Below are 26,088 nucleotides of genomic sequence, written 5' to 3' on the forward strand. Positions count from 1 at the left end.
GGAACGAATCAACTAAGATAAAGGAATCATGCCCCCACAAAGGGGGTATGTCGGCGTTGGCCGGCAAGGCCGATTTTAGTCGACCTACTTTAATTTTTGAACCGATGATGACTTTCACCCTCCGGGTATAAGTGCGACTAGGCCTCTGGTTTTTACCAGTCGGCAAGTCTTCTTTATCGTAGGGCGATTTCGTGAAGTCGCCTAGTTTCTGGGTGCTGGAGCTGGACGTGGCTACTTCAGTTGTTTTGTTATCCACAGCACTCACATTTTATAATTTCCTATGCAATAAAAAAACAGGAATCACCACGGCTGGTGATTCCTGTTTTTTATCTTCATAGAGCATTGTCTATAGACAGCAACTGCTATCCTCTCTTAGCACCCCGTCCTCCGCGTTTGGATTCCGTGTGTTTCTTCAAAGAGGATAAACGGTCTTCAGAGTCTTTAAGGAAACGATTCATTTTAGATTCAAATGACTCTGTACGCTCCCTCGTATCACGTTGCGGACGCTTTGGTTTGTCTTTTGCTTTCTTGATCGACAGTCCAATCTTGCCATCCTTCCCGACATTAATTACTTTGACCGTAACTTCATCACCCACACTCAGGTGTTCGTTAATGTCTTTGACATAGTTATCGGCAACCTCACTAATGTGTACGAGCCCAGTAGTGCCTTCTTTCAGCTCCACAAAGGCCCCAAAATTAGTGATCCCTGTTACCTTTCCCCGCAGCTTGCTGCCTACTTCGATTGACATAAAAAAATGCTCCTCCTTAAAATTTTAAAAAAAACGAGCAATCTTTCATCCTCGTTTTTAATGTGCTACATAAAACACAATCGCTTTGTATTATATTATAGCGAAGCTTTCAAAAGTGTGTCAATAAGAGGGGTCTTCCTCAGGAATCTTAAAAATAAGCTCTCCCTCTTTTGAGAAGAAGTAGTTCGTTCGGGCTATTTCTAACACGTAATCCTCATCATTTAACAAGGATATTTCTTCTCTCAGGTTCACTTCTTTCTTTTCCATTACCGACAGTTCCTTTTCAAGCTCTTCATATTGGTCAAGCTTCTCCGCATAAACCGTTCGTTGTTTCACATGGTATGCAGCAATGCCTCCTATTACAATGGCGACAACAATAGAGAATAATACCAGCCTACGGACCAAACGTTGCTTCTTTCTCTTCTGTCTTTGTATGTAAACATCATATTGCTGCGTATAATTTGAATTTAGTTTTGCTACCGATTCTTTGTTAGAAGACAAAGCTTCTACCTCCTTTTCAGGCGTTTCATTAGCTTTATACATATATTCTTCATTTTACTATAAAAACCTGCAAGTTTGCGAATATTTTTTTTAAAACCTTCCGGAAGCAGCCGATAGATAAATCCGAATATCCAGCCAAACGGAGTTATGATAACGGTTAGTAAAAATAAAAGTACCGCCCCTAATAATTTAATCACATGAAAGGCAATCGTCCAGAGGAGTTTTAAGATCCATTTAATGGGGGTAATAATCAACGCTATGACACATCGTTCAACAAAGCGATAGACAGCTGTCATGATACGAATAATATGCTCAAGAAGCTTTTTATAAGAGTCTGCGGCCAAAGCTTGATAGGCAGCAAAACCTAGCAAACAAGCTGCAAATATATAAAAACGCAACTCTCCCCCGTTTACCCGGAATAAGACATAAAACACAATAAGCGTCTGGGTTAACCAAAAACTGATTTCCATGGTATAGGTGAGGACAACCCTTTTTTTCCAGTATGGTGTAAACCGACGAAAGGTGTCCTGTACTATACCCAGATAGAAACCGCTCGAAACCATTGTAAGCATTGTCAAGAACTGCGTGCTAAGGGTCATTTGAATAGCTTGCTAAAGAATCCTTTAGCTTTCTCCTGCTGTTGCTCATCGACATAGGAAAGCTCATAAATTTTCCCCTTAATGGTAATCAGGCCTTCCCCTACATCAAGGTTTTTCAGCTGCAGGTTCTGCCCTCTTACAATTAAATAACCCATGACTGTCTCTAGAAGAAATTCCTCATTATCAAAGCTGTCCACTTCTTTTACACCACTGATCTCAAGGTTCTTCCGATTATTAATTTTCACCGCATGATCTGCTTGTACACGCGTAGTAGTTTCTTTATTTTCATAATAGTTCATTGTAAAACCCTCCTTATCATTATTACTTTATGACAGGAGGGACAAGGTTAGAACTAGCTGTTTACTTTCTCTTCTTTAATTACGCTGTATAACATATCAGCTTCATCTTTTCTTACGGTTTCCTTTAACTCATTGACTTTTACGGTCACAAGCTTCTGGCCAAACCTAATAACAAGTTCATCACCTTTTGATAAGGTTGAGGATGCTTTTGCCGTAACGCCATTTATTGTAATACGTCCCTGATCAGCAACTTCCTTTGCCAGTGTCCTTCGCTTAATCAATCGGGAAACCTTTAGAAATTTATCTAGTCTCAATTCAATCCCTCTCTTTCCTTTGCTTTATCCCACAGTTCGTCCGTTTCCTGCAGGGTCGCTTTTTGAATATCTTTTTGTTGCTCCCCAAGCTGTTCTTCAATAAATGCAAACCTGCTAGTAAACTTCTCATTTGTGCGATTTAGTGCAACTTCTGGGTTTATTTTATAATACCTTGACAGGTTAGCAATGACAAATAGAATATCGCCAAATTCCTTTTCTATTTCTTCTTTATTGTCATCGGATATAGCTTCTTTTACCTCATCTAACTCTTCCGTCAGCTTTGCCCAGATGTCTTTTACTTCATCCCAGTCAAATCCAGTTTTGGCAGCCTTTTTCTGCAGCTTTACGGCTTTTGCTAGAGAAGGTAGATTCTTTGGAACGCCGTCTAGAACAGAAGGACGTTCCCCTGGTTTTTCTTCTTTTTTAAGCTCTTCCCAGTTTTTATAAACCTCTTCAACAGAATCAACGTGACGGTCAGCAAATACATGCGGATGGCGGTGTATCATTTTATCTGTAACAGCTCGAATTACATCATCTACTGTAAAGTATCCATCATCTTCCCCAATCTGGCTATGAAGCATGACTTGAAGGAGAATGTCACCAAGCTCCTCGATGATATTTTCATCATCTTGGTTATCGATCGCATCAATTAGCTCATACACTTCTTCTATGGCATATTCCCGCAAGCTTTCATGGGTTTGCTTCCGATCCCATGGACAGCCTTCAGGGCTTCTTAATACAGCAATAATCTCCCGAAGTCTATTGAAGGTATGATTTAATAACGTTTCTGGCACTGGCGGTACATACACACTTGTTAGGTTACTAATTTCCATCGCATGATCGAGTTCTTCTAGTGGAACTTGGCGAATCTGCTCTGCCTCGCTACCCGCTGCTTCCACGATGGTTACCATATAGTCGGCAGGTAAATCCTCTAATAGACTTAACTTTACTTCAGAAGCAATGAACCGATCATACACCTGACAGAATAGCAGGTGTTGCCGATAGTTTAAATCGCTTCTCGAAAAAGCCGTCCCATCGACAAATTGAAACCCTTCTATTGGGTCAATCCGTACTGCTGTGAATAGATCATCAAGATAGCTTTGCCCCCCTAAGACATTCACTTCTACTTCCTCTTGTTCGAGGAGAAGCTGGACGGTTTTCTCTGCTAACATTGGATGGCCTGGTACCGTATAAATGAGTGATCGATTCTTTGCATGCTCAAGTAGGGCATCCACTATGTTTTGATAAACCTCTTGAAATCCATCCTCTGCCTCATAGAGCTGATCAAAAGCTTCAAAGGACACTCCCTCTTCTTTTAGTGAACGTATGACGGGGTGGTCTATTGTGCGGGTAAAAATTGTTTGATTTTCTTGTAGTAACTTTTTGTAGAGTCCAAGCTGGAGCTGATCAATATCTCCAGCACCTAGACCAATAACATCAATTCTGTTCATTTTTTTCCCTTCCTTTATAAAAACGTAATAAATAGGTGGAAAATGGCAGCATACTCAGTTCATTTTTGTTAAATGCCCGAAAGCGTAACAAACAAAATAAGTACAATCCTCCCCCAGTAAAGGCAATAAATATAACATAAAGCAGTAAAAGCCATCTGCTTGACTGAAATAGGTCTGCTAGCAATGAATGCATGCAGAGGACATAAAGAGTCATCGCTCCGATTGCAATCAGCATTGCCCGTAAATTCACGACCTTCATAAAGTTCAACTTTGGAAGCTTGCGCTTTAATTCATATAAGGTAACAGCACACAGTAGGAGCAGACTTAAGACGGTGGCCAATGCACTACCCGTAATACCAAGGGGGGGAACTAACAGTTGATTGGCAATCCACTTGATAAAAAATGCGCCTAGGATAAAGCCTGCTGTCCTTTTCACATGTCCAAGACCTTGCAGAATAGACGCAGCCGTAACGGATAACGAGCAAAGAAGGATCGAAACGACTAACAGGCGTAAATCAGCCGTTCCTTGTTCATTTTGAAACAATAATACATTCGCTTCTCTAAAAATAAGAACCAAACCGATGGTAGCTCCCAATGCTAAATAAAAGCTAAAAAGAAGGGCACCTCTCATATATTGGTAAAATAAAGCTGGCTGTTGTCTTAGCCGATCCTGAGAAATAGTTGGCAGGAGGGCCAAAGCAAAAGAAGAGCCAAGAACCGTTCCTAATTGAATTAAGGGCTGGCCCCGATCAAATACCCCCTTTGCCTCCATCGCCTCCTGTTTAGCAAGACCAGACTCAATTAACCCTGGGAGCAATGTAAAGGTATCAGCAAACTGTATCACGAGAAGGACCATATGGTTTAACGCCGCGACAGCTCCGAACAACAACATTGTCCGCACATAATAGTTCCAGGGGATTTCTATTATTTCCTTTTCCCGCCTCCTCGGCACGTTCTTCATAAAGAGCACAAATAATATAGCTGTACCCGCTAAAGCCCCTACAATAGAGGCAATTGCCGCAGCATGTCCAATTTCATAAATATCAAGTTGTTTTACACTTATTACGATAGCAGCTGTAATAAGTAGCGTGACGCGTATTAATTGCTCCGTTACTTGTGAAATGGCCGTTGGGGCCATTCGTTGCTCCCCTTGAAAGCTCCCCCGCAAAAGCGCCAAAAAAGGGACAAAAAGAAAAATAATTGCCGTTACGCGGTATGTACTTACAAGTTCAGGGTCCCCAATCCATCTTGCAAGATTTGGTGCATTAATAAATAAGAAAAGGAACAAAGAACCGTTCAGAATAACCAGTATAAGGAACAATGGAAAATAAAAATTACGTATTGTTTGCACGTCCGCTTTGCCAGCAGTTTCGGACCGTATCTTTGAGATAGCGGCAGGAAACCCATACAAGGATAGTACCATGACTATTCCAAGTATCGGATAAACCTGTTGATACACATAATACCCTATATCTCCCGTAAGGTTTTGCAATGGGATTCGATACCCCGCACTTAACAGCTTGCTGAGTATACCAGCTGCCGTCAGCAGAAGAGCACCCTTTAACAGCTGATTTGCTTCGTTCCTGCTCATGACTAACGCCCTTTAATTCCGTTAAATTTGTCTCTATTATAGCACACCTGTCAGGATGATAATAACCACCTCTCCTTAGCGCTTTAGCCTGTCAGACCAAAGCCGTATACACAAAAGTACCCTATAGGAGACATCGTAACCTGTCCACTCTATAGGGTCTTTTCCCAGATAGTTTTCGTCACCTGTATCTGGTGCCTCTGCTCATTATTACTCCATTTGCCTGGCTAGAAAGCTTGCAGCCGTTTCAATGGATTTTTGTTCTACTTTAGTTAATTTCTCTTCCTTGGAAAAGACCATCACACAACCGATTGGATCCCCATTTGCAATAATGGGGCTTATACAATAGGAATGTAGTTCAAATTCTTTTCCATCAATAACTTCCATGTTTCCTTTTTCTGTTTCAAAGACCGGGGAGCGATTTTCAATAATTTTTGTAATATCAGGGCTAATATTTTTGTTAAGATAATCCTTTTTCGATTCTCCTGCTACCGCGATAACTTCATCCCTGTCACAAATTATAACTGGTGAATGTAGGGAATCAAATAGCGCCTCAGCATATTCTTTGGCAAATTGTCCAAGTTCATTAATAGGAGAATATTTCTTTAAAATAACTTCGCCTTCTCGATCCACAAAAATTTCAAGTGGGTCGCCTTCCCGGATCCTTAGAGTTCTTCTGATTTCTTTCGGAATAACTACTCTTCCAAGATCATCAATACGACGAACGATACCTGTTGCTTTCATTCTCAGTAGCCTCACTTTCCTATGGTGAAAAATTGGTGATAGTAAATTTCTTTTTTCTGTTAATCCTTTTCTCACGGGGTCATCATTCACCAACTGTGAACTTAGTATGAATCAACTTAGGAAGACTATACATGATGAACCAATTTTTCACAGCTACAGGAAAAAAAGTATAGGAATTTCCTCATTTTGTGTGCTTTTAAACTTACTGAATAGGTATAAAGCATTCGTCGCCAAATCGTAGTCCATTATTCTCGATTAAGCTTATTTAGCTCTTGAATAAATTTTGAAACGATCTCATACCGTTGATGTTTGGAATCCTGTGTGCTTTTAAAGACGATTTTCAGTTTATTACTTTCTGTTCCTAACTGGACATTCCTGCCATAATTATTTGCAAGCTCAAATAATTTGGCACCGTCAATTTGCTGACTGCGGTTCTCTTCAACAAGCAACTCGATTTTGGTATTTTTTTCGCTAATCGATTCGACTCTTTCCTGCTTCGCACTCATCTTGATCTTCGTTACAGTAAATAAATTCTCTACTTCTTCAGGGTAGTCACCAAAACGATCCATTAATTCATCTGTTAACTCTGTAATGTCCTCTGATTCTTCAATGGTTTGAAATTGCTTATAAATATCAATTTTTTGCTTCTCGTCAGGGATATACGTTTCTGGAATGTAAGCATCAAGATTCAAGGCAAGCTCCGGCTCAAATGGCGTGATATCCTCAAGCTCCTTACCGGCTTTTCTGGCATCAATTGCATCTTTTAACATTTGTGAATACATATCAAAACCAACAGAATCAATGAAGCCATGCTGCTGAGAGCCTAGCAAATTACCAGCCCCACGAATTGATAGGTCGCGCATAGCAATTTTAAACCCGGATCCAAGCTCGGTAAACTCTTTAATTGCCTGAAGCCTTTTTTCTGCTACCTCTGTAAGAACCTTATCTTTTTTATAAGTAAAGTACGCATAGGCAACACGATTAGAACGTCCGACTCGACCACGCAGTTGATACAGCTGACTTAATCCCATACGGTCTGCATCGTTTACAATTAAGGTATTCACATTCGGTATGTCCACACCTGTCTCAATGATGGTTGTGCTTACTAATACATCATATTCTCCTTCTAAAAAGGCAAAAATAACGTTTTCCAACTCTGACTCATTCATCTGACCATGTGCCACAGCAATACGCGCATCTCCTACAAGTGTACCTAAATCTCTTGCTACCTTATCGATATTCTCCACACGATTGTATAGGAAGAAAACCTGTCCACCTCGGGCCATTTCTCGCTCAATGGCTTCTCTCATAAAGATTGGATTATATTCCATAACATAAGTCTGGATCGGAAAGCGGTTCTCTGGAGGTGTTTCAATAACAGAGAGATCTCTAACGCCAAGCATTGACATATGAAGCGTACGTGGAATTGGAGTAGCCGTAAGCGTTAAGACATCCACATTTGTTTTCATTTGTTTTATCTTTTCCTTATGCTTTACTCCAAAGCGCTGTTCCTCATCAACTATTAATAGTCCAAGATCACGGTATTCCAAATCCTTGGAAAGAATTCGATGTGTTCCAATTACAACGTCAACCGTACCCTTTTTTAATCCTTTTGTTGTTTCGGTTTGTTGTTTTCGCGTGCGGAATCTACTCATTAATTCAATGTTAATGGCATGATCCTGAAATCTTTCCCGTATTGTTTCATAGTGCTGCTGGGCAAGAATCGTTGTTGGTACAAGGATAGCGACTTGTTTGCCGTCAGCCACCGCTTTAAAGGCAGCACGGATTGCCACCTCTGTTTTACCATAGCCAACATCTCCACAAAGCAAGCGATCCATTGGTCTTTCTCGCTCCATATCACTTTTAATTTCTTCAATACATCTTAATTGATCCTCTGTTTCCTGATAAGGGAAGGACGCTTCGAATTCACGTTGCATCTCCGTATCCCCGGAGAATGCATAACCTCTTTGTGCCTCACGCTCAGCATAGAGTTTAATTAAATCATCAGCAATATCCTCGACAGAAGACTGTACCTTTCGTTTAACCTTGGTCCATTCACTCCCACCAAGCTTATATAATTTAGGCTCCTTACCTTCTGAACCAACAAATTTCTGAACCTGATCAATCTGATCTATTGGTACAAACAGTTTGTCATCACCGGAATACTTAATAAGCATATAATCCTTATGCATATTGTTTAATTCGAGTGTCTCAATGCCAAGATAGCGACCAATCCCGTGATTGGCGTGCACAACGTAATCGCCAACCTTTAACTCTTGGTAGTTTTTGATCCGCTCGGCATTAGATATCTTCTGCTGTCTTCTTTTTCGCTTTGTCTGTTTTTTAAATAATTCCTTTTCGGTAATTAAAACAAGCTTATGCATAGGCAGTTCAATACCGCCATTCATATTTCCTACCGTTATAACGGGCTTTTCAGCAGGCAGTTCAAGGTTCTTCGTTACAGACGCCTCAATGTCGTAGTCTGTAAGGATGGAATGGATTTTCTCTGCCCGTTTTTCATTTGGTGCCAGAATAACAACTGAAAATTCACCTTTTTCCCAGCGAAGCAATTCATTCTTAAATAAATGCATTTGCCCATGAAATTCCTGCATCGCCCGTGATGACAGATTTATAATGTTTTGTGGTTGCGTGTTTGGTATATGTCGCAGGAAAACAGACATGTAGAGACGTTGGTGCTCTAGATGGTCCCAAACCTGGTTCCAGTCAAAAGAGAACTTACTGTTTTTCACCATTCTGTTCGTCTCCAGGAGGCTGCTATACCATTCTCCTTCTTCTGTATCAAGGTTTACTGCTGTTTCCTGAATACGGCTCATTTCATCCATGATAATCAAACCGTTATCTGGTAAGTAATCTAATAAACTAGCAGGTTCTTGATAAAGATACCCAATATATTTGTACATTTCTTGAAAGCGTTCAAGATTTTTTAAACGATCAATATCATGAGAGAGGGCTTCATTGAGTGTTTCCTTTGCATCAGAAGACTTTAGACTCTTCATGCTAACTGCCAGGGCTTCTTCAAGCCGTTCACCACCGCTTAGAATATCTTCTTCTTTGAGTAACAGCTCGGTGGCTGGACCAACCGTTACCTCCTGTAATGTATCCAGCGAACGCTGTGTCCCTGCATCAAAATAGCGTATGGAGTCAATTTCCTCATCAAATAACTCAATACGAATAGGATGCTCTTCTGTTATAGGGTAAATATCAATAATACCGCCACGTCTACTAAACTCTCCTGGTGAAGCAACCATGGAAGCGTGCTCGTAGCCCATATCAATTAAAGAAGACAGATAGTTATCGATCTTTATCTCTTCACCGAGCTTAAATTCTAGCTGGTAGTTTTCCCAGTAGTGTGTAGGCGGGAGTAAGCGCTTCAGGGCAGCTACTGGCGCAATCAAAACTCCTGTCTCTCTGTTTACCCAAGCAGTTAAAGATTCAATTCGCTGACTTCTCAGCTCTGGACTGGCAATCGCTATCTCGGAGGCTATTAACTCGTTAACAGGATAAAGATGGACAGTATCTTCTTCCATAATTTCGGATAAATCATCATATAATTGCTGGGCCTGGACAAGCTGATGGGTTACTAATAAAACAGGCCGTTTTGTCGATTCGTTTAAAATGGACACAAGAATACTTCGCGCAGAGCCAGAGAGCCCTGCTACGAGCTGTTCCTTCATGCCACTTTCTATCCCACTAATAATAGATTGGATATCTTCTTTAGATTTTAAATACTTATTAATACCTTTCATTCCTAAACCTCCGCCTGCTGAATAAAGTGAAACTTCAATCAGTGGGGATTTTCGTTCTTCACCCACTGGTTGTTAGTTGAACGAATCGGGGTGTTAGCGTCCGTTTACTCCAACTTAAACATCACTGTCTCACTTCATGTTTTGAAGCGGGAGTCTTACGGACGGTTGCACCGGGATAAAACGCAAAAATGCTTTGGCTTGAGCACCAAAGCTTATTGCTTCTACTGTATAAAAAAATCTAGCTCATGATAATGAGGGTTGTGACCTAATGTATCTTCACAGCTTTCACATATGGACGTTATCTCGACGTCACCGTTCGTCTTGTATTTTATCATATCTTCTTTTTCCTTTGTGGTTAATTGATCAAAACCAAGCATGGTTGACTCGACGATTTGATGATCTAACCTTCCAATCTCCTTCGTGCAATGTCTACACTTATAAATAATAGGCACCTTTTAACCTCCTTGGAAACCAACAAGATGTCTTGTTTAGTTTAACCCCGAGGCTGTTTCCTTATACCTATGTAATAATAACACCAACTAGCACAATAAAGTGAAACTTCATTTGATGGGGTGCTTACTGCCCGTTATGTCGGGTGAAACAACTTGTACAAGCTGATGCAGTGTCAACTATTATAGTCATTCATTACTTCTAAAAAAGGCTTATCCAGCCAAAGTTCGCATGCATCAGCAGCCTTCTCAATACTTTGCTGTACATCACTTTGCTCTGCTTTATGAAACTGTCCTAGCACGTAATCTACTACGGGTACAGGTGTAGTTGGTCTGCCTACACCAATTCGAATTCGCTTAAATTCTTTGGTTCCCAAATGAGAGATAGTCGATCTAATCCCATTATGACCACCATGTCCACCTTTTTGCCGCAATCTTATCTTCCCTGGAGGCAAGTCAAGATCATCATAGATAATAAGTACGTCTTCAACATCAATCGAATAATAATCAAGCAATGGTCTAATTGCATCACCGGATAAATTCATATATGTCTGTGGCTCGACAAGAAGCATTTTACTTCCGTTAAGCGTCTCCATCGCATAATCAGCATTAAATTTGGATTTATTTAAAGACCAGCCGTGGCGGCGTAGCAATTCATCTATCACCATAAAGCCAGCATTATGCCTAGTATCCTTATACTTTTTCCCTGGATTACCCAGTCCAACGATACACTTCATTTACACTCGTCCCTTTTTAAATTATATACGTGCGCTCTTCACTTTTGTTATAAAATACAACAAACCTCCCTCTTTGGAGAGGGAGGGTCTATATATTTTTTCTATTAACTATTAAAATTAAGTTTAGCAACGCCTAACGATAGACGTACTACTTATTCTCTTCGTTTAGAGTCTCTGCTTCAGGATCAACTAGTTCAGGCTTATCGCCCTCTTCTGGTGCTTCTTCTACATCATCAAGCGTATCTGGAGCAACGATCGTTGCAACCGTAGTATCTTGCTCATCTAGAATTTTGTAGCTGCCAGATGTTGATAGGTCTGCAACTGTTAAGCTGTCGCCAATTTCAAGGGAGCTTACATCAACTGTAATCTCTTCTGGAATGCTGCTAGGCTTAGCACGAACCTGTAATGTGTATAATGGCTGTTGTAGTACACCGCCGTCTTTAGCGCCTTGTGCCTCTCCTTCAAAGCGTAGTGATACCTCTACATCCATCTCTTCAGACATATTTACAACATAGAAGTCAGCATGGATGAGCTCGTCCTTAATCGGATCAATTTGATAATCATGTAACATCACATCAACTGATTCACTATTCTCTAAGTCGAGTGAAATGATAGCATTTCTACCTTCGTCGCGAACTGTCTTCACAAGTTCAATGCTGTCAACAGATATAGACTTCGGTTCCTTACCTTGACCATATACAACAGCCGGAACTCCCCCACTGTTTCTTACTTGTTTTGTAGCTGATTTTGTAAGATCTTCTCGGTTTGTTGATTTTAGCTTTACTGCCATATTCATCACCCTCCAAATTAGTTAAAAAACTTAGCCGTTTTCTCTCTTTTATGTTTCGTGTGTATATTCTACGCAGTGTCTAGCAAAGCCTTCTCATCAGTTTCATGTGACACTTTACTAGCATTTCTAAAAAACGCTCCATTTAGATATTACCCATTAAATCAGTCTGCTAAACATTTAATCAAATAAAATACTTACCGACTGTAACTCGTGAACTCGAATAATTGCTTCTCCGATTAACGGTGCAACTGATAGTGGCGTGATTTTATCACTCTTTTTATCATCGGTTAAAGGGATTGAGTTTGTAATAACTAATTCCTTAATCTTTGAGTTATCAATCCTTTCAATTGCCGGACCGGAAAGAACGGGATGTGTACAGCATGCATACACTTCTTTCGCTCCATTTTCTATTAATGCATTTGCAGCAAGTGTAATAGTACCAGCTGTATCAATGATATCATCAATTAATATAGCGGTCTTGCCTTCAATATTACCTACAATATTCATTACTTCCGCAACGTTTGGACGCGGTCTACGTTTATCAATTATCCCAATTGGTGCTTTTAAGCGGTCAGCCATTTTACGGGCACGCGTAACGCCACCATGGTCTGGGGAAACGACAATAATATCCTCTAGGTTTTTAGTCTCAAAGTAGTCAGATAGGATAGGAACCCCTTGTAAGTGGTCAATAGGAATATCAAAGAAACCTTGAATCTGCGGTGCATGGAGATCAAGTGTGATCACCCTTGTAGCACCAGCTCTTTCCACAAGGTCTGCTACTAATTTCGCAGCGATTGGTTCACGGGATCTTGCTTTACGGTCCTGACGGGCATAACCATAGTAAGGCATCACAATATTGATAGATCTTGCTGATGCACGTTTAAGCGCATCAATCATAATTAATAACTCCATTAAATGTTCATTTACAGGGGAGCATGTTGACTGGACAACATAAACATCACAGCCACGAATACTTTCTTCTAGGTTGATTTGAATTTCTCCATCACTGAATCGTGTAACCGAACATTTACCTAATGTAGTGCCAATGTGATTAGCGATATCTTCCGCCAATTTAAGATTTGAGTTTAAAGAGAATACTTTCAAAGATGAATCTTTGTAAGTAGATGCCATGAGTTAGAACCCTCCGTTAATCTTTTTGTCTGTTTTTGATTTTTGATGCATACCCTTCTTTATTCGTTTGTCTTGCACGCGCGACAGACAGCGAATCCTCAGGGACATTTTTGGTTATAGTAGAGCCAGCAGCGACGTAAGAACCTTTGCCAATTGTGACCGGTGCAATTAAGTTTGAGTTACATCCAATAAATGCATCGTCCTCTATCGTTGTCAAAAATTTATTCTTTCCATCATAGTTCACTGTAATTGTACCACAACCAACATTAACATTGCTCCCAACATGCGCATCGCCAATATAACTAAGGTGAGAAACTTTGCTACTGTTCTCAAGGGTGGTTTTCTTTATTTCAACAAAGTTACCAATCTTCGCTTCATCTCCAATAGAAGATTCAGGACGAATATGCGCAAATGGTCCAACCTTAACGCGGGCGCCTATATGGCTATCAGACGCGACACTTTGTTTAATAACCGTATTCTCTCCAATATAACAATTCGTTATTTCTGTGAAGGGACCAATCTCAGCATCGCCTTTAATGGTAGTATTTCCTTTAATTACCGTTCCTGGGTGGATAATAGCATCCGGTTCAATCACAACGTCAGGATGAATGTACGTATTGCTTGGATCAATGATTCCAACCCCATTACGTAAGTGCTTTTCATTAATTCGCTGTTTCAGAATTCCCTCCGCTTGCGCTAAGGCTACTCTGTCATTAATCCCAAGTGTTTCTTCAAAATCTGGCGTTAAAAATCCACTTACTACGTCAGACTGTTTGCGAAGGATTTCAATGACGTCAGGCAAATAGTACTCTCCTTGTGCATTATCATTTGAAACATGCTCAAGCGCTGCAAACAAGGCCTGATTATCAAAGCAATAAGTACCTGTATTTATTTCATCGACCATAAGCTCCTGTTCACTTGCATCTTTATGTTCGACAATTCTTTCTACTTCGTTGTCTTCATTTCGAATGACCCTTCCATATCCAGACGGATTTGGCGCCTTTGCCGTAAGGATCGTCGCCTTTGCTCCTGTGCGCTCATGATGTGAAAATAATTCCATGTACGTTTCACCTTTTATTAAAGGAGTATCACCACACACAACAATAGTAGTTCCCTCTTTATCCTTTAAGCGTTCCTTTGCCTGAATAACAGCATGTCCTGTTCCTAATTGTTCTTCCTGTACAACTAATTCACTTTCATGTCCTATGTATTCGGCAACTTTGTCTGCCCCAAAGCCAACCACAGTAACGACACTTTCTAGGTTGACCGCCTTCACTTGTTCTAATACATGCTGAACCATAGGGCGGCCCATTACAGGATGAAGTACTTTATATAACTTTGATTTCATTCTAGTTCCCTGACCCGCTGCTAGGATTACCGCATACCGATTTGTCATTAAGGAGACCTCCATGTTTGTATTAAGCTCTATTATTCATTCATTACTATATTAAGAATTAATATTGTAAGTTTATAATTTAATCCATAATGAATATATCCTAAATAGCCATGGATTTCAACACTAATTGCTCTACTACCTGCATATGGAGGGGAATTGACAATGGAGGGTGGAAAGGGTGGGAAACATTTACATAGAACTTCCATTTTTAACCCCTTTTTCGCAAAAAAAAGAAGGCTAACCTGTTGTAAGATTAGACCTCTAGTTGTGATCACGCAGGATTAACGATTTAGGAAGCGCCCGCTTCTTCATACTCTACATCTTCTTCCCCTGCACGACGATATTCTTCTAATACAGCATCCTGAATCTTTCCACGCGTCCCGGAATTAATTGGGTGTGCAATATCTCTGAACTCTCCATCCGGAGTCCGCTTGGAAGGCATTGCTACAAATAAACCGTTGTTACCATCGATGACACGGATATCATGTACGACAAATTCCTGATCCAATGTAATCGACGCAATAGCACGCATTCTTCCTTCTGTATTAACGCGGCGTAATCTAACGTCTGTTACTTCCATGATGTTTCACCACCTTTTCCCATTAGAACTTAATTAACAAGTTCAACAAATAAAAGGAAAATCCTTCTTTTTCTTAGAAAAAAATTTATTATTTTCAAAAAAAGCGGGAAAAGAGGCTTTGATTGTTAAAAAAATTGTTACTCAGAGGACTTTTCTCCTATGTTTCCAGCCTGTACTTCGATCTTTTTACCCTTAATATCTACATGGGAAATTTTAATTAAGGAAGTGTAGTTGTCTACAACCCGTTCTTCTTCCTCATCATCCGCTTCTGCAAGTACTCCAATAGCTTTTACATTTGCATTAAACTCTTCAAGCAGGCTTACCATGCCAGTAATAGTTCCGCCAGCTTTCATGAAATCATCAATAATACAGACATTGGCACCTTCCTGAAGACTTCTTTTTGGCAGGACCATTGTTTGTATCTTACGTGAGGATCCAGAAACATAATTAATACTTACAGAAGATCCTTCTGTTACTTTTGGGTCTCTTCTCACAATGACAACAGGGACATCGAGAAATGAAGCTACCGCATAAGCTAGGGGTATTCCTTTTGTCGCTACTGTTACGACCACGTCTATGTCAGACTTTGAAAACACCGAAGCAAAGACACGACCAATTTCCTTTACTGTTTTAGGGTTTCCTAAGAGGTCGCTCATATATAAATATCCACCAGGGAGAATTCTACTTGGATCCTCAAGTTTTTGTCTTAGCTTCTCAATAAACTGAAAGCTTTTTTTTGGGGAAAATTCAGGGATAAACTTCACTCCGCCAGCAGCTCCAGTAGTACGATTTAAATAGCCCAAACCTTCTTGCTGAAATACTGCATCAATAATATCCATATCCTCACTGACAGAAGCCTTCGTTGTTTGCAGAAGCCTGACAAAGTATGGTAATTGTACATGCTCTCTAGGGTTTTCCAAAAAAAAGTTAGTCAATGTAACCAAGCGATTGCTTCTTTTCATTTCCACACCTCAAAACCGAATATTTGATACATATTATAACATTAATATATGCATTTAGAAAGATCATCCTAAAAGTCGTACTAAAAAGACCTCTTCACAAAATCCGCGCATTCCGTTATAAATACGTTGCGCTTTACTTTCTTGCATCGCAAGTCCATAAACAGTCGGCCCACTTCCGCTCATCAAGGTCCCAGTAGCACCTGCTTGCATCATTGTCTCTTTAATTTGGCGAACTTCTGGATGTAGCGCCATCGTTATAGTTTCTAATGCGTTCCCCAAATGGGCACAAAGCATGGAAAAGTCATTTTCACCCAAAGCCTTCATTAGTTTCTCGGTATTCGGATGTTCAATTTCATGCACCCTGATTTGTTGGAATACTGTACCTGAGGAGACGCCAATATTTGGCTTAGCAAGCACAACCCAACAAGCCGGGGCCGATTTAAGCAATTCCACGTTTTCCCCACGCCCAGTTGCAATCCCAGTACCTCCATAGACACAAAAAGGGACATCCGTACCTAGTTCAGCTCCAAGACGGGCTAACTCCTTTAAAGATAAATTCATTGACCAAAGTCTATTTAATCCCCGCAATACTGCAGCAGCATCTGAACTGCCACCACCAAGTCCTGCAGAAACTGGTATATTCTTTTCAATTTTTATATGGACCCCAGCTTTAATGCCATAACGTTCCTTAAACAAAGCCGCGGCTTTATATGCCAAGTTCCGTTCGTCACTTGGGACAAACCTGCTTTCAAGGGAAATGGTTATCCGATCCTTTTTCAATTCATGAAACTCAATCCGATCAGAAAGGTCGATGGTGGTCATAATCATTTCAACATTATGGTAGCCATCATCTCGTTTACTTAACACATCTAGTGATAAGTTTATTTTGGCGGGAGCTTTCTCAAAAAGTACCAACACCGTCACCTTCTTGTACATAGATAAACAAATTGTAACATATTCAAAAACCAGTGGCGACCTATGCGCCAAGCACCTATAAAAGAAACCAGCAAATTGTATTCGGCCATGAATGTATATTGTACAAAAAAAACCAAAAGGCAAACCCTATTAGGGTCTGCCTTTGGTTTGCATATTCTGTTCGGCCATTTCAATTGCACGTTTCACCATATTACCGGCATCCCTTGCCTTGATACCGCCCCAGCCCTCTTGCTTTACTGTGTCGTAAAATCCTAACTCTTTTGCAATTTCTTCTTTCAATTGGTCTGACATCATTCCTCTACGTCTAGCCATGAAAGAACAACCCCCTTCTGCATGAGTTTTTACGACATCTATAGTTTATGCCAAAAGGTCAACTCAACACCAAGCAGAAGTATGTAAAAAAGGAAAATAATACGCTGGGTTTTCCTTCCATCACTAGGGTGCCTTATAAAAAAATAAAAGCAGTAAACGAATGTCTACTGCTCCATGATTGATGCTATTGCTGCTCGTTCTTCTGCAAAACTTAACTCTACTGTCTCTGTTAACACGTCCGCATAGCTGTATGAAACACGTTCGAATGCATTTTCTTCTTGGTCCAGCTCCACAATAAAAACTGAAGGATACGTCTCTGCTAGTACTCCGGACCGTTCAATCGTTTTCCTTCTACCACCGTTGGCTTTAAGCTTTAATCGCTTTCCAACGTGACCTTCAAGACCTTGCTTAATTTCGATTAATGTTTTAGCCACTATACTCCACCTCACTGTTAACATCATAACATAAGCTTGTTTAATAGTCAAATAAAACTTTTTATTATAACAAGATATCATTTTTAATGTCAACAATTTATTTTGTCGATTTTCAATATTATTTGTAAAACTTAACAATTTATGTACTGTTTTTTGAAATATATTACTTTTATAGGTGCATGTCCTACTGCCAAGAGGAGCAAACTTACCCTTAGGTAAGGAGCTCCTTACATTTCATCATCCTCCATATATGGCATACCTGTTCTGAGCAAACCTCTTGTTTCTACACCACCCATTCCTTTTTCCCCGCTTAAAGTGTTCCGTAAAGCTTCCCATACGCTTACCTTCTCCATAAACGGCGTGTAGGCGATTCTTGCAGCGATATAGACAGGATCTAAGGCATGTATGTTAACTCGTCGTGGCGAGCTCGCAAAGTTGGCTCCAGCCCTTATTAAGGATTCAAAGTGTGATTGGCATGCACCAGCAAAGATAACGAGTTGGTCTAAATTAGAGTTACTTCTCCTCGCCTCTCTAACTGTCTCCACAAAATACTTTGAATGCCTGTAGGCTCGTAGGTCATTTTTTATCCCTTTATTTTTCGAGAAGGAATCGTGCCCCGTGATCACGAGGATATTAGGCTGTATTTTATCAATGAGCTGCCCAATTTCATGTGGCATGTCTTTTTCATTCAAATGAATGCCATGCACTTGAAGCCCCATTCGTTGGTAGAGCTCAATACATTTCTGTAAATACATTTGGTCACCGTCTAAATGAAGCACCTTTGCGGGCAGTTGAAAGATCTTCGCTTCATACTGGTAGCCATCCGTTGATTGATATTCTCGTTTTTCCTTCAAAAGTTGATAGTCCTGGCGAAACAAACGATAGGAAAACTCCTCTTGCTCTTTCCCCTTCCTTCGGTGCTTTTCCAGTTCCCTCTCGGCCACAACAGTGAGATCATTGACTGGAGCATCTGCCTCGAGTCGGATATCTTCACCGAACAAACCCGCCATCCCTTTTTCCACCTTGTCGACCCGAAAAAGGAGATCATGGTTATATGACTTCCTTGTTACTAGTCCGCCTTTCCTTACATCCATTTCCTTCACAGCCTTCCATTATCCAAAGCATTGCTTCTATAGACTATGAAGCAATGCCGAGAACCGTGCGGAGGCAAATGGGCTAACGGACAATGTGTTACACTGGATCAAAAAGGAAAGATGGCAAATACCCTTTTTAAAAGGGTTATCTTAGTTTGTATTGATTGCACATTACTCTAGGCACTGAATTAGTTCTACTACCGGGCGATTACCTTTTATGAGGGGGGCTTTATTTGCTAAAAGTATTACATTTTATTTTTGCGACTGTAGCTATATTATTTGCAGTTTATGGATTAATTACGGGGGATTTCAAATTTCAGCCTTATATGGTGTTCTTTCTAGGTTTAATGATGTTGGTAATAGGATTAGAAGAATTCAAGAAGGAACGAGAATCATATGGTGTGTTACTCGTTATTGTTTTTTTATTTTTACTATTTGTTTCAGTAAAAGGGTACTATTAATTTAGGGTTCTCAAATAAGAGGGGATAAGGAGTATGTAGCTTTTTACTAAAAGTTGTCCCTTGTTTTAATGCACGAACAACAAATAACGCTTGGGTATCATACAAACCTAAGCGTTATTTGTGAGAATGTACATCACCTAACTTCAAGGCATTGCTTTCTCTATCTCAATCTATAGAAGGCATTAGCTAATGTAGCGAATTCCTGCATATCTAGAGATTCACCACGTCTTGTTCCATCAATGCCAATGCTTTCTAATGTCTGATTAATTGCTTCTTTATCTGTTGCACCTTTAAAATAGCTCGTTAGGTTATTTCGTAGCGTTTTACGACGCTGAGCAAAACTTGCCTTAATTAACGCAAAAAAGTATTTCTCATTATCCACTTCTACTGGAGGCTTGTCCCTTTTTACTAATCGCAGGATACTTGAGTCAACATTTGGCTGGGGCATAAAGACCTGCTTGGGCACATCCATTACGACAGCAGCCTCTGTATAATACTGAACAGCGATCGTTAAAGACCCATAGCTTTTATTATTCGGTCCAGCTGCCATCCTCTCTGCAACCTCTTTTTGGATCATTACGGTTAGACTGGATACAGGAAGATCTTCATGAAGCAGCTTTAACAATATAGGAGTCGTAATATAATATGGTAAATTAGCTACAACATGGACAGGTTGCGTTTTCGGGAAGTTAGCGGCAATGGTTTCTGCCACATCCGCCTCTAATATGTCTTCATTTACAATTTGTACATTGTCATAGTCGCCAAGTGTGTCTCGAAGAACTGGCATCAATCTTTGATCAATTTCGAAGGCAACGACTTTGTCTGCATGGATTGCCAATTGTTCCGTTAAGGCGCCAATTCCCGGCCCAATTTCAATTGCTCCTGCCTGTTTATCAATTCCAGCATGCGCAATAATATTTTCAAGGACATTGCTATCAATAAGAAAGTTCTGTCCAAGGCTTTTTTTGAACGTAAATTTATATTTATTTAGAATCTCTTTCGTGCGGGTGGGTGTTGCGATGTATTTTTTATTTGTCATGACGATCCTCCTGTTGCAGTTGCTTCATAGCTTCTTCAAACTGTGCTTTCGTAATTTGAAACATGGTCAGGCGTTTTAAGAGTTGTTTTCCATTAGTATGCCCTATTTGTAAAAGCTCACCAAGTCGCTTCCGCCTGTTACTTGCACCTGCTCCTCCGATAAGTCCTTCTTGCACAAGATCTTCCTTCGTTATGTCACTTTGCTCTACTTCCTTTAATTCATATACATCTGCTAACGCTTGTTGAATTGCGTCTAGGGAAGCATGTTCAATCCCTAAACTGCGTCTTCGAATAGAGTTGGCTCTAGCCTGATCAGGAGTTAAGAAAGCATGCTTACAGCCAGGGACAGCCTGGTTAACGATGTGACGGATTCGTTCACCGGGATAATCCGGGTCTGTAAAAATAATGATGCCACGTTTTTCTTGTGCATGTCTGATCTGCTCAATGGTCGCGCTATTAATGGCAGATCCATTTGTTTCAATTGTATCCGCATTGACAGCCTGCGAAATCTTGGCTGTGTCATCTCTACCTTCCACAACAATGACTTCTTTTATTTTCATTATATTCCTCTTTCTTCTAACAGTATCTCTTTACGGAATGGAGGTACAGCGTGATCCCCGCTCCGGACAGTCGCTTTCCGCGGGCGGCTGGTGAGCCACCGTGTGCTCCGCACTCCGGGGTCTCACCTATGCCTTTTCTCCCGCAGGAGGCGACTGTCCTCCGCTTCGATTAATGTAATATCAGGCTAGAATGACGCAATCCTAGAAAGGATTTACTCCTTTCTATTCTGCCATACCCATTCCATTTTGATAAACTTCATTTGGTAGGGCTTACTGCCAGTTCAGGCAGGATATATATTTTCTATCTATCGCTCTATATAAATAATGCTCTTACCACTATACCATGGTAAGAGCATAAATATTAATCAAGAACTTTTACTGTTACTGTTTTTCTTCCCCAGCTATATGCTGCGCTTTTGCTTGGAACGTGGACATCAATCCGATTTCCGACGATGTGGCCACCTGTGTCGCCTGCTATGGCTTCTCCATAACCTTCAACCCAAACCCTCGTGCCTAATGGAATGACACTTGGATCTACGGCAATTACCTTCATATTAGGATTTGCATTTAGGTCAATTCCAGTGGATGTATGGCCAGAACAACCACTACACCCTGCTGTATACGCGCTTGCAGTCATTGTGAACACTTTGCCATTAGAGCTTGGTTTCTTGCTCTCCTTTGGCTCTTCTTTCGCTAAGGTAACAAGATTTCCTTCGCTCTTTGGTTCCTGCTTTTTCGCTACTTGTGGCTGTTGTTCTTTTGTACCAATCGCAACAACACGGTTTTTTGATTCTTTCATTACTTCCTCACTAATTAACTCGCGACTTGCTTCTTTTCCGTTCTCTTTGACAATCTCGTATACCTTTTTAATTGTTCCTTCTTCACCTTCAGAAACAACACGCTCCTCCCCTTTTGGAAGGCTGCTATCCTCTTGTTTCTCCGTATCGAAGGCAACTGTTTCGTTAACTTCTTCTTTATCTTTTTCAACACGAACGATGGAGATGGAAGTTTCTGCAGAAAGCGCTTCGTCAAGCTTTGGTTCAATTCTATCATCGCTTTCTGGATCGAACGCAATGCCAGCTTCATTAAGCAAATCTTTTACATTTCCGCCAGTAGTCCATTCTTTCACTTCTTTTTCGCCGTCATGGATGGTAACTTGGTATGCTTGCGTTACGTCAATATGTAGTCCATCTTCTAATGCTGTCTGCAAATCATGTGATACATCATCACGATCGGCAAAGGAGAGATCGTTCTCCTCTAAAAATTCATCTATTGTGTCCGCAGTTGTATAATACTCCTGCTCTTCTCCATCTATTGTAACGATTATCTGTTTAGCTGTTTTGTAGTTGATTTCCATACCGTTTTCAATAGCTGTATCTGTTTTATGTGACAACAGATCATGTTCCCCAACGGTAATCCCTGCCTCTTCTAACAGTTGGTCAATCGTTGTTGCATGTGTTCTCACTTTCTGTTTTTCCCCATTATCATTTAGTACAACTTCTGCCTTTGTGGCATCAAATAGCACTAAACTTGAAAATACTACAAGTGCTAAAACACCAATGCTTGAAATAACCAGCTTCATTTTCGACGCCGGCATTAGCTTTGAAATAATTCGCATGCTTCTGCCTCCTCTCAATGCATTTTTGATTATAGATACAGTTATATGCAAAGTCAAAGTAAATCCGATTACGGTTAAGTTACAATTCGATTACAACTATATCTGGCATGGGATGTACGAAGCTTACAAGCAGCTACAACCCTTGGTATATAAGGGCTTATCCTGTTTATATTTTTCATAAAAAAAAGCTTGGCTCTTGTGGCCAGGCTCTCTTATTTATTCCATACTTTTCCTATATTTTAACATATTATGTTATTTGTTTTACAACCCTCATAATTCGAGTTTGAAGAGAGAAAAGGCGTTTTGTGTCGTAAGTTTACTAAGTTCCTCTAAACTTACTCCTCTTAAATCCGCAATTTCCTCTGCAACCAATTTTACATAAGCCGGCTCATTTCGCTTTCCTCGGTTCGGGTGTGGAGCAAGAAATGGGGCATCTGTTTCTACAAGTAACCTATCCCCTGGCACCTGTACAGCAACTTCCTTGGGAAGGGGAGCATTTTTGAATGTTACAGGACCTCCAAGCGAAATATAAAAGTTCATATCCAAGCAAGCTTGAACGTATGCTACTGAATCATTGTAACAGTGCATAATACCGCCAATAGCTTGAGCATCTTCTTCCTGTAATATCTCAATAATATCCTCCGTAGCTTCCCTGTTATGAATGATAATGGGCAGCTGTACCTTTTTCGCGAGTTGAATTTGTTTACGGAATACTTCTTTCTGAATGTCCTTAGGAGACTTGTCCCAATGATAGTCCAAGCCCATTTCGCCAATAGCAACAACTTTGGGATGTGCAGATAATTCCTCAATCCACTTTAAATGGTCCTCCGTCATGTCAATGGCGTCAACGGGGTGCCAACCTACCGCCGCATAAATCGTGTCATATTGTTCTGCAATTTCGATTGCAAGCGGGATTGTTTCACTGTCAAACCCGACTACAACCATGTATTTTACTCCGGCCTCAAAAGCTCGTTGGATTGTTTCTTCACGGTCCTCCATAAATTGTCGTGCATTTAAATGGACATGTGTATCAAATAACAATTCTTTTATCCTCCTTAACTCGTTACAGTTTACTGGCATCGCTATGGTATTAGATAAACTATCTATAACAGAAAAGGCCACCTCCCAATAATAGGACCTGACCTTTCCCCTTTTGTTTATTATTTTACAACGGAGCCATTCGGTAAATCTTGTTCTACAGAAGCAAGGACTAGTTTTCCTTCTTCGTCTTCCCCACATAGAATCATACCTTCAGACATTTCACCCCGAAGTTTTACCGGTTTTAAATTAGTGACACAAATTACTTTTTTACCTTGTAATCCCTCTGGGCTATAATGCTGCGCAATACCGGAAACGACCTGGCGCTTTTCTGCTCCTAGATCCAGTTGTAATTTCAACAGCTTGTCTGCTTTTTTAACAGGTTCTGCCTTCACTACTTCTGCTACGCGCATATCTAGCTTCATAAAATCATCAAAAGCAATTTGCTCTTTTGCTTCTTCTTCTTGTTTTGCAGGCTTTTTCTCTTCTTCCTGTGCTGGGCCTTGCATCATTGCTTTAATAGAAGCTACTTCTTTTTCTACGTCAAGTCTAGGGAAGATAGGCTCCCCTTTTTGTACCTTGGTTCCTGCAGGGATATTGCCTTCTTCATAGACACTTTCCCATTCATGCAAGGAATCGTCAGCTACATTCAACTGACGGAAAATTTCAGTCGGTGCTTCTGTTAAGAATGGTTGAAGCATAACAGCAGCCTTACGAAGATACTCTGCTAGATGTGCCATCACATTGCCTAGCCGTTCTTTTTGAGATTCATCCTTCGCCAATACCCATGGCGCTGTTTCATCAATATATTTGTTTGTGCGGCTAATCATCTGCCACAAGGACGATAATGCCACAGAGAACTGCATGTCCTCTAATGCATCCTCTACTTTTTTAATCGTTTCTTTTCCGAAAGCTTCCAGCGATGCATCCACTTCCGTCTCGCTTGCCTTATAAGCAGGAATTTCACCATCAAAGTATTTGGTAATCATAGCAATTGTACGATTTAGTAAGTTCCCTAAATCGTTTGCTAAGTCATAGTTTGTTCTTTCCACAAACCCTTCTGGTGTAAAGACACCATCTGAACCAAATGGCACTTCACGAAGCAAATAATAACGTAACGCATCAAGACCATAGCGATCTGTCAAACTTACTGGGTCTACTACATTCCCTTTAGATTTTGACATCTTGCCGTCCTTCATCAGGATCCAGCCATGTGCAAAGACTTTTTTCGGCAATGGCAAATCAAGTGCCATAAGTAGAATTGGCCAGTATATCGTATGGAATCTGACAATCTCTTTGCTCATTAAATGTACATCTGCTGGCCAGTATTTTTGGTACTTCCCTTCATCATCTGTACCATAACCGAGTGCAGTAATGTAATTAAGCAATGCATCAATCCATACATAGATTACGTGTTTTGAGTTACCAGGAACCTTAACTCCCCAATCAAATGTTGTTCTTGATACAGCAAGATCCTCAAGACCCGGTTTAATGAAGTTATTCAGCATTTCATTCTTACGACTCTCAGGCTGAATAAACTCCGGATTCTCATCATAGAATTGGACAAGTCGATCAACGTATTTACTCATTTTAAAGAAATAAGATTCTTCCTTAACTTTTTCTACGGAACCGCCACAATCAGGACAATGTCCATGGTCTAGCTGCCTTTCTGTGAAAAAGGATTCACACGATGTACAATACCAGCCTTCATATTGATCAAGATAGATATCTCCCTGCTTTACAAGCTGGTCAAATAGCTTAGCTAGTACTTTTTTATGTCGCTCCTCTGTGGTTCGAATAAAATCATCATTTGAGATCTTTAACTTTTTCCAAAGTTCTTGAATTCCTCCAACAATTTCATCGACATATTCCTGAGGGGTTTGTCCATTTTCCTCAGCCTTCTTTTGGATTTTTTGCCCGTGCTCATCCGCACCTGTTAGATACATTACATCATAACCGCGCATTCTTTTATAACGGGCAATTGCATCTCCAGCTACTGTCGAATATGCATGCCCAATATGCAAATTACCACTTGGATAATAGATTGGCGTTGTTATATAAAATGTCTTTTTATTTGATGGCATTATGTTACCTCCTTCAATTGCTAACATCTATTATTAAACTATTCCTATTGTAGCTTTTCTTACGTATTTTGCCAAACCCCTTGCAAGATTCAGTATAGCCATGTTCTCAATTCTTCATTAGAGAAACTCGCATACGATCGTCTTCTAGCGTATGTGTATGTTTTTCTTATACTTGGCACTTCAACATTTTCACTACTTCGTCACTGCTTTAGCTATAATTTTATACATTTCTACCGTTTAAAAAAGTTTATTTTGTCGAATTATGTCGAATATTTTAAAGAGAAATGTTCCCCCGTATAGGAAATCACATAAATATGAAATTAAGATGAATTAGTTGGCGAATATGCCTAATAGCTAGTTTATAGGCGGTTTATCAAATTTTCCCACTAATTTTATTTTTAGGTAAATATATATTGACAGGCGTGAAAATCGTTGGTATTCTATTGCTTAGAAACA

The 26,088-nt window shown here is 40.3% G+C and carries 26 protein-coding genes; 1 reads left to right on the plus strand and 25 read right to left on the minus strand.

Annotation, left to right across the window (positions count from 1 at the left end; genetic code table 11):
• Nucleotides 1-362: 362 nt before the first annotated feature.
• The 20 genes from AC6CHS_RS05070 to yabG form a co-directional block, all read right to left on the minus strand.
• Complete coding sequence (locus tag AC6CHS_RS05070; protein ID WP_498234596.1) at nucleotides 363-749, minus strand: S1 domain-containing RNA-binding protein; 387 nt, start codon at nucleotides 747-749, stop codon at nucleotides 363-365.
• Between the two features lie 120 nt (nucleotides 750-869).
• Nucleotides 870-1,250, minus strand: coding sequence for an FtsB family cell division protein (locus tag AC6CHS_RS05075; RefSeq protein WP_498234598.1), 381 nt, complete (start codon nucleotides 1,248-1,250; stop codon nucleotides 870-872).
• A gap of 5 nt (nucleotides 1,251-1,255) precedes the next feature.
• Entirely contained in the window at nucleotides 1,256-1,849 is a 594-nt protein-coding gene (gene yabQ / locus AC6CHS_RS05080; RefSeq protein WP_498234600.1) for a spore cortex biosynthesis protein YabQ, read from the minus strand.
• Nucleotides 1,846-2,148 (minus strand): sporulation protein YabP, encoded by a 303-nt coding sequence (yabP, locus tag AC6CHS_RS05085; RefSeq protein WP_036578223.1) that lies wholly within the window; start codon nucleotides 2,146-2,148, stop codon nucleotides 1,846-1,848. Before yabP ends, yabQ begins: the two co-directional genes overlap by 4 nt.
• Nucleotides 2,149-2,201: 53 nt before the next feature.
• Nucleotides 2,202-2,462 (minus strand): RNA-binding S4 domain-containing protein, encoded by a 261-nt coding sequence (locus AC6CHS_RS05090; RefSeq protein WP_058950216.1) that lies wholly within the window; start codon nucleotides 2,460-2,462, stop codon nucleotides 2,202-2,204.
• Complete coding sequence (gene yabN, locus AC6CHS_RS05095) at nucleotides 2,459-3,913, minus strand: bifunctional methyltransferase/pyrophosphohydrolase YabN (protein WP_498234603.1); 1,455 nt, start codon at nucleotides 3,911-3,913, stop codon at nucleotides 2,459-2,461. Before yabN ends, AC6CHS_RS05090 begins: the two co-directional genes overlap by 4 nt.
• Complete coding sequence (locus AC6CHS_RS05100; protein WP_498234605.1) at nucleotides 3,900-5,504, minus strand: putative polysaccharide biosynthesis protein; 1,605 nt, start codon at nucleotides 5,502-5,504, stop codon at nucleotides 3,900-3,902. The genes yabN and AC6CHS_RS05100 overlap by 14 nt, the downstream gene beginning before the upstream one ends.
• Before the next feature lie 207 nt (nucleotides 5,505-5,711).
• Nucleotides 5,712-6,245: a stage V sporulation protein T gene (spoVT, locus tag AC6CHS_RS05105; protein ID WP_106895382.1), complete on the minus strand. Its 534-nt coding sequence runs from the start codon at nucleotides 6,243-6,245 to the stop codon at nucleotides 5,712-5,714.
• Between the two features lie 245 nt (nucleotides 6,246-6,490).
• The gene (mfd, locus tag AC6CHS_RS05110; RefSeq protein ID WP_498234606.1) at nucleotides 6,491-10,012 is read right to left on the minus strand and encodes a transcription-repair coupling factor; all 3,522 of its coding nucleotides are present in this window, start codon (nucleotides 10,010-10,012) and stop codon (nucleotides 6,491-6,493) included.
• A 221-nt stretch (nucleotides 10,013-10,233) separates the two neighbouring features.
• On the minus strand, nucleotides 10,234-10,464 hold the full coding sequence (gene fin / locus AC6CHS_RS05115) for an anti-sigma-F factor Fin (protein WP_036578214.1): 231 nt from the start codon (nucleotides 10,462-10,464) through the stop codon (nucleotides 10,234-10,236).
• A gap of 173 nt (nucleotides 10,465-10,637) precedes the next feature.
• Nucleotides 10,638-11,198 carry an aminoacyl-tRNA hydrolase gene (gene pth, locus AC6CHS_RS05120; RefSeq protein WP_498234608.1) on the minus strand — a complete coding sequence of 187 codons (561 nt, stop codon included), beginning with the start codon at nucleotides 11,196-11,198 and terminating at the stop codon, nucleotides 10,638-10,640.
• Nucleotides 11,199-11,346: 148 nt separating this feature from the next.
• Complete coding sequence (locus tag AC6CHS_RS05125; protein ID WP_498234610.1) at nucleotides 11,347-11,988, minus strand: 50S ribosomal protein L25/general stress protein Ctc; 642 nt, start codon at nucleotides 11,986-11,988, stop codon at nucleotides 11,347-11,349.
• 177 nt (nucleotides 11,989-12,165) lie between these two features.
• Nucleotides 12,166-13,119 carry a ribose-phosphate diphosphokinase gene (locus AC6CHS_RS05130; RefSeq protein ID WP_498234612.1) on the minus strand — a complete coding sequence of 318 codons (954 nt, stop codon included), beginning with the start codon at nucleotides 13,117-13,119 and terminating at the stop codon, nucleotides 12,166-12,168.
• Between the two features lie 16 nt (nucleotides 13,120-13,135).
• The gene (gene glmU, locus AC6CHS_RS05135; protein WP_498234613.1) at nucleotides 13,136-14,515 is read right to left on the minus strand and encodes a bifunctional UDP-N-acetylglucosamine diphosphorylase/glucosamine-1-phosphate N-acetyltransferase GlmU; all 1,380 of its coding nucleotides are present in this window, start codon (nucleotides 14,513-14,515) and stop codon (nucleotides 13,136-13,138) included.
• Between the two features lie 289 nt (nucleotides 14,516-14,804).
• Nucleotides 14,805-15,095 (minus strand): septation regulator SpoVG, encoded by a 291-nt coding sequence (gene spoVG, locus AC6CHS_RS05140; protein ID WP_036578205.1) that lies wholly within the window; start codon nucleotides 15,093-15,095, stop codon nucleotides 14,805-14,807.
• Between the two features lie 137 nt (nucleotides 15,096-15,232).
• On the minus strand, nucleotides 15,233-16,057 hold the full coding sequence (gene purR, locus AC6CHS_RS05145; protein WP_498234614.1) for a pur operon repressor: 825 nt from the start codon (nucleotides 16,055-16,057) through the stop codon (nucleotides 15,233-15,235).
• Between the two features lie 63 nt (nucleotides 16,058-16,120).
• Nucleotides 16,121-16,972, minus strand: a complete 852-nt coding sequence (gene ispE / locus AC6CHS_RS05150; protein ID WP_498234615.1) for a 4-(cytidine 5'-diphospho)-2-C-methyl-D-erythritol kinase — start codon at nucleotides 16,970-16,972, stop codon at nucleotides 16,121-16,123.
• A gap of 150 nt (nucleotides 16,973-17,122) precedes the next feature.
• Entirely contained in the window at nucleotides 17,123-17,305 is a 183-nt protein-coding gene (locus tag AC6CHS_RS05155) for a small, acid-soluble spore protein, alpha/beta type (protein ID WP_036578199.1), read from the minus strand.
• Nucleotides 17,306-17,469: 164 nt separating this feature from the next.
• A complete protein-coding gene (gene veg, locus AC6CHS_RS05160; protein ID WP_036578197.1) occupies nucleotides 17,470-17,739 on the minus strand; it encodes a biofilm formation stimulator Veg in 270 nt (89 codons plus the stop codon).
• Between the two features lie 227 nt (nucleotides 17,740-17,966).
• On the minus strand, nucleotides 17,967-18,833 hold the full coding sequence (gene yabG, locus AC6CHS_RS05165; RefSeq protein ID WP_498235675.1) for a sporulation peptidase YabG: 867 nt from the start codon (nucleotides 18,831-18,833) through the stop codon (nucleotides 17,967-17,969).
• Nucleotides 18,834-19,066: 233 nt separating this feature from the next.
• Here yabG and AC6CHS_RS05170 point away from each other — a divergent pair, with 233 nt between their 5' ends.
• A complete protein-coding gene (locus AC6CHS_RS05170) occupies nucleotides 19,067-19,294 on the plus strand; it encodes a DUF3953 domain-containing protein (protein WP_498234618.1) in 228 nt (75 codons plus the stop codon).
• 160 nt (nucleotides 19,295-19,454) lie between these two features.
• Here the strand turns inward: AC6CHS_RS05170 and rsmA are convergent, their stop codons facing one another.
• The 5 genes from rsmA to metG form a co-directional block, all read right to left on the minus strand.
• Nucleotides 19,455-20,333, minus strand: a complete 879-nt coding sequence (gene rsmA, locus AC6CHS_RS05175) for a 16S rRNA (adenine(1518)-N(6)/adenine(1519)-N(6))-dimethyltransferase RsmA (RefSeq protein WP_498234620.1) — start codon at nucleotides 20,331-20,333, stop codon at nucleotides 19,455-19,457.
• On the minus strand, nucleotides 20,323-20,892 hold the full coding sequence (gene rnmV, locus AC6CHS_RS05180) for a ribonuclease M5 (RefSeq protein ID WP_106895371.1): 570 nt from the start codon (nucleotides 20,890-20,892) through the stop codon (nucleotides 20,323-20,325). Before rnmV ends, rsmA begins: the two co-directional genes overlap by 11 nt.
• A 361-nt stretch (nucleotides 20,893-21,253) precedes the next feature.
• Complete coding sequence (locus AC6CHS_RS05185) at nucleotides 21,254-22,510, minus strand: resuscitation-promoting factor (RefSeq protein ID WP_498234622.1); 1,257 nt, start codon at nucleotides 22,508-22,510, stop codon at nucleotides 21,254-21,256.
• 270 nt (nucleotides 22,511-22,780) lie between these two features.
• Nucleotides 22,781-23,551 (minus strand): TatD family hydrolase, encoded by a 771-nt coding sequence (locus AC6CHS_RS05190; RefSeq protein WP_498234624.1) that lies wholly within the window; start codon nucleotides 23,549-23,551, stop codon nucleotides 22,781-22,783.
• Nucleotides 23,552-23,670: 119 nt separating this feature from the next.
• On the minus strand, nucleotides 23,671-25,632 hold the full coding sequence (metG, locus tag AC6CHS_RS05195) for a methionine--tRNA ligase (protein WP_498234626.1): 1,962 nt from the start codon (nucleotides 25,630-25,632) through the stop codon (nucleotides 23,671-23,673).
• Between the last annotated feature and the right edge of the window lie 456 nt (nucleotides 25,633-26,088).

It is taken from the genome of Oceanobacillus sp. GQ8, from assembly GCF_059758495.1.

Bases quoted from the DNA above. Each gene is read 5' to 3' on its own strand.
- AC6CHS_RS05125 (WP_498234610.1), bottom strand. From the start codon at position 11,988: ATGGCAGTAAAGCTAAAATCAACAAACCGAGAAGATCTTACAAAATCA.
- spoVT (WP_106895382.1), bottom strand. From the start codon at position 6,245: ATGAAAGCAACAGGTATCGTTCGTCGTATTGATGATCTTGGAAGAGTA.
- metG (WP_498234626.1), bottom strand. From the start codon at position 25,632: ATGCCATCAAATAAAAAGACATTTTATATAACAACGCCAATCTATTAT.
- AC6CHS_RS05070 (WP_498234596.1), bottom strand. From the start codon at position 749: ATGTCAATCGAAGTAGGCAGCAAGCTGCGGGGAAAGGTAACAGGGATC.
- AC6CHS_RS05100 (WP_498234605.1), bottom strand. From the start codon at position 5,504: ATGAGCAGGAACGAAGCAAATCAGCTGTTAAAGGGTGCTCTTCTGCTG.
- AC6CHS_RS05130 (WP_498234612.1), bottom strand. From the start codon at position 13,119: ATGGCATCTACTTACAAAGATTCATCTTTGAAAGTATTCTCTTTAAAC.
- yabQ (WP_498234600.1), bottom strand. From the start codon at position 1,849: ATGACCCTTAGCACGCAGTTCTTGACAATGCTTACAATGGTTTCGAGC.
- rsmA (WP_498234620.1), bottom strand. From the start codon at position 20,333: ATGACAAATAAAAAATACATCGCAACACCCACCCGCACGAAAGAGATT.
- AC6CHS_RS05185 (WP_498234622.1), bottom strand. From the start codon at position 22,510: ATGCGAATTATTTCAAAGCTAATGCCGGCGTCGAAAATGAAGCTGGTT.
- purR (WP_498234614.1), bottom strand. From the start codon at position 16,057: ATGAAAAGAAGCAATCGCTTGGTTACATTGACTAACTTTTTTTTGGAA.
- yabP (WP_036578223.1), bottom strand. From the start codon at position 2,148: ATGAACTATTATGAAAATAAAGAAACTACTACGCGTGTACAAGCAGAT.
- pth (WP_498234608.1), bottom strand. From the start codon at position 11,198: ATGAAGTGTATCGTTGGACTGGGTAATCCAGGGAAAAAGTATAAGGAT.
- mfd (WP_498234606.1), bottom strand. From the start codon at position 10,012: ATGAAAGGTATTAATAAGTATTTAAAATCTAAAGAAGATATCCAATCT.
- yabG (WP_498235675.1), bottom strand. From the start codon at position 18,833: ATGGATGTAAGGAAAGGCGGACTAGTAACAAGGAAGTCATATAACCAT.
- rnmV (WP_106895371.1), bottom strand. From the start codon at position 20,892: ATGAAAATAAAAGAAGTCATTGTTGTGGAAGGTAGAGATGACACAGCC.
- spoVG (WP_036578205.1), bottom strand. From the start codon at position 15,095: ATGGAAGTAACAGACGTTAGATTACGCCGCGTTAATACAGAAGGAAGA.
- glmU (WP_498234613.1), bottom strand. From the start codon at position 14,515: ATGACAAATCGGTATGCGGTAATCCTAGCAGCGGGTCAGGGAACTAGA.
- AC6CHS_RS05155 (WP_036578199.1), bottom strand. From the start codon at position 17,305: ATGGCTAGACGTAGAGGAATGATGTCAGACCAATTGAAAGAAGAAATT.
- yabN (WP_498234603.1), bottom strand. From the start codon at position 3,913: ATGAACAGAATTGATGTTATTGGTCTAGGTGCTGGAGATATTGATCAG.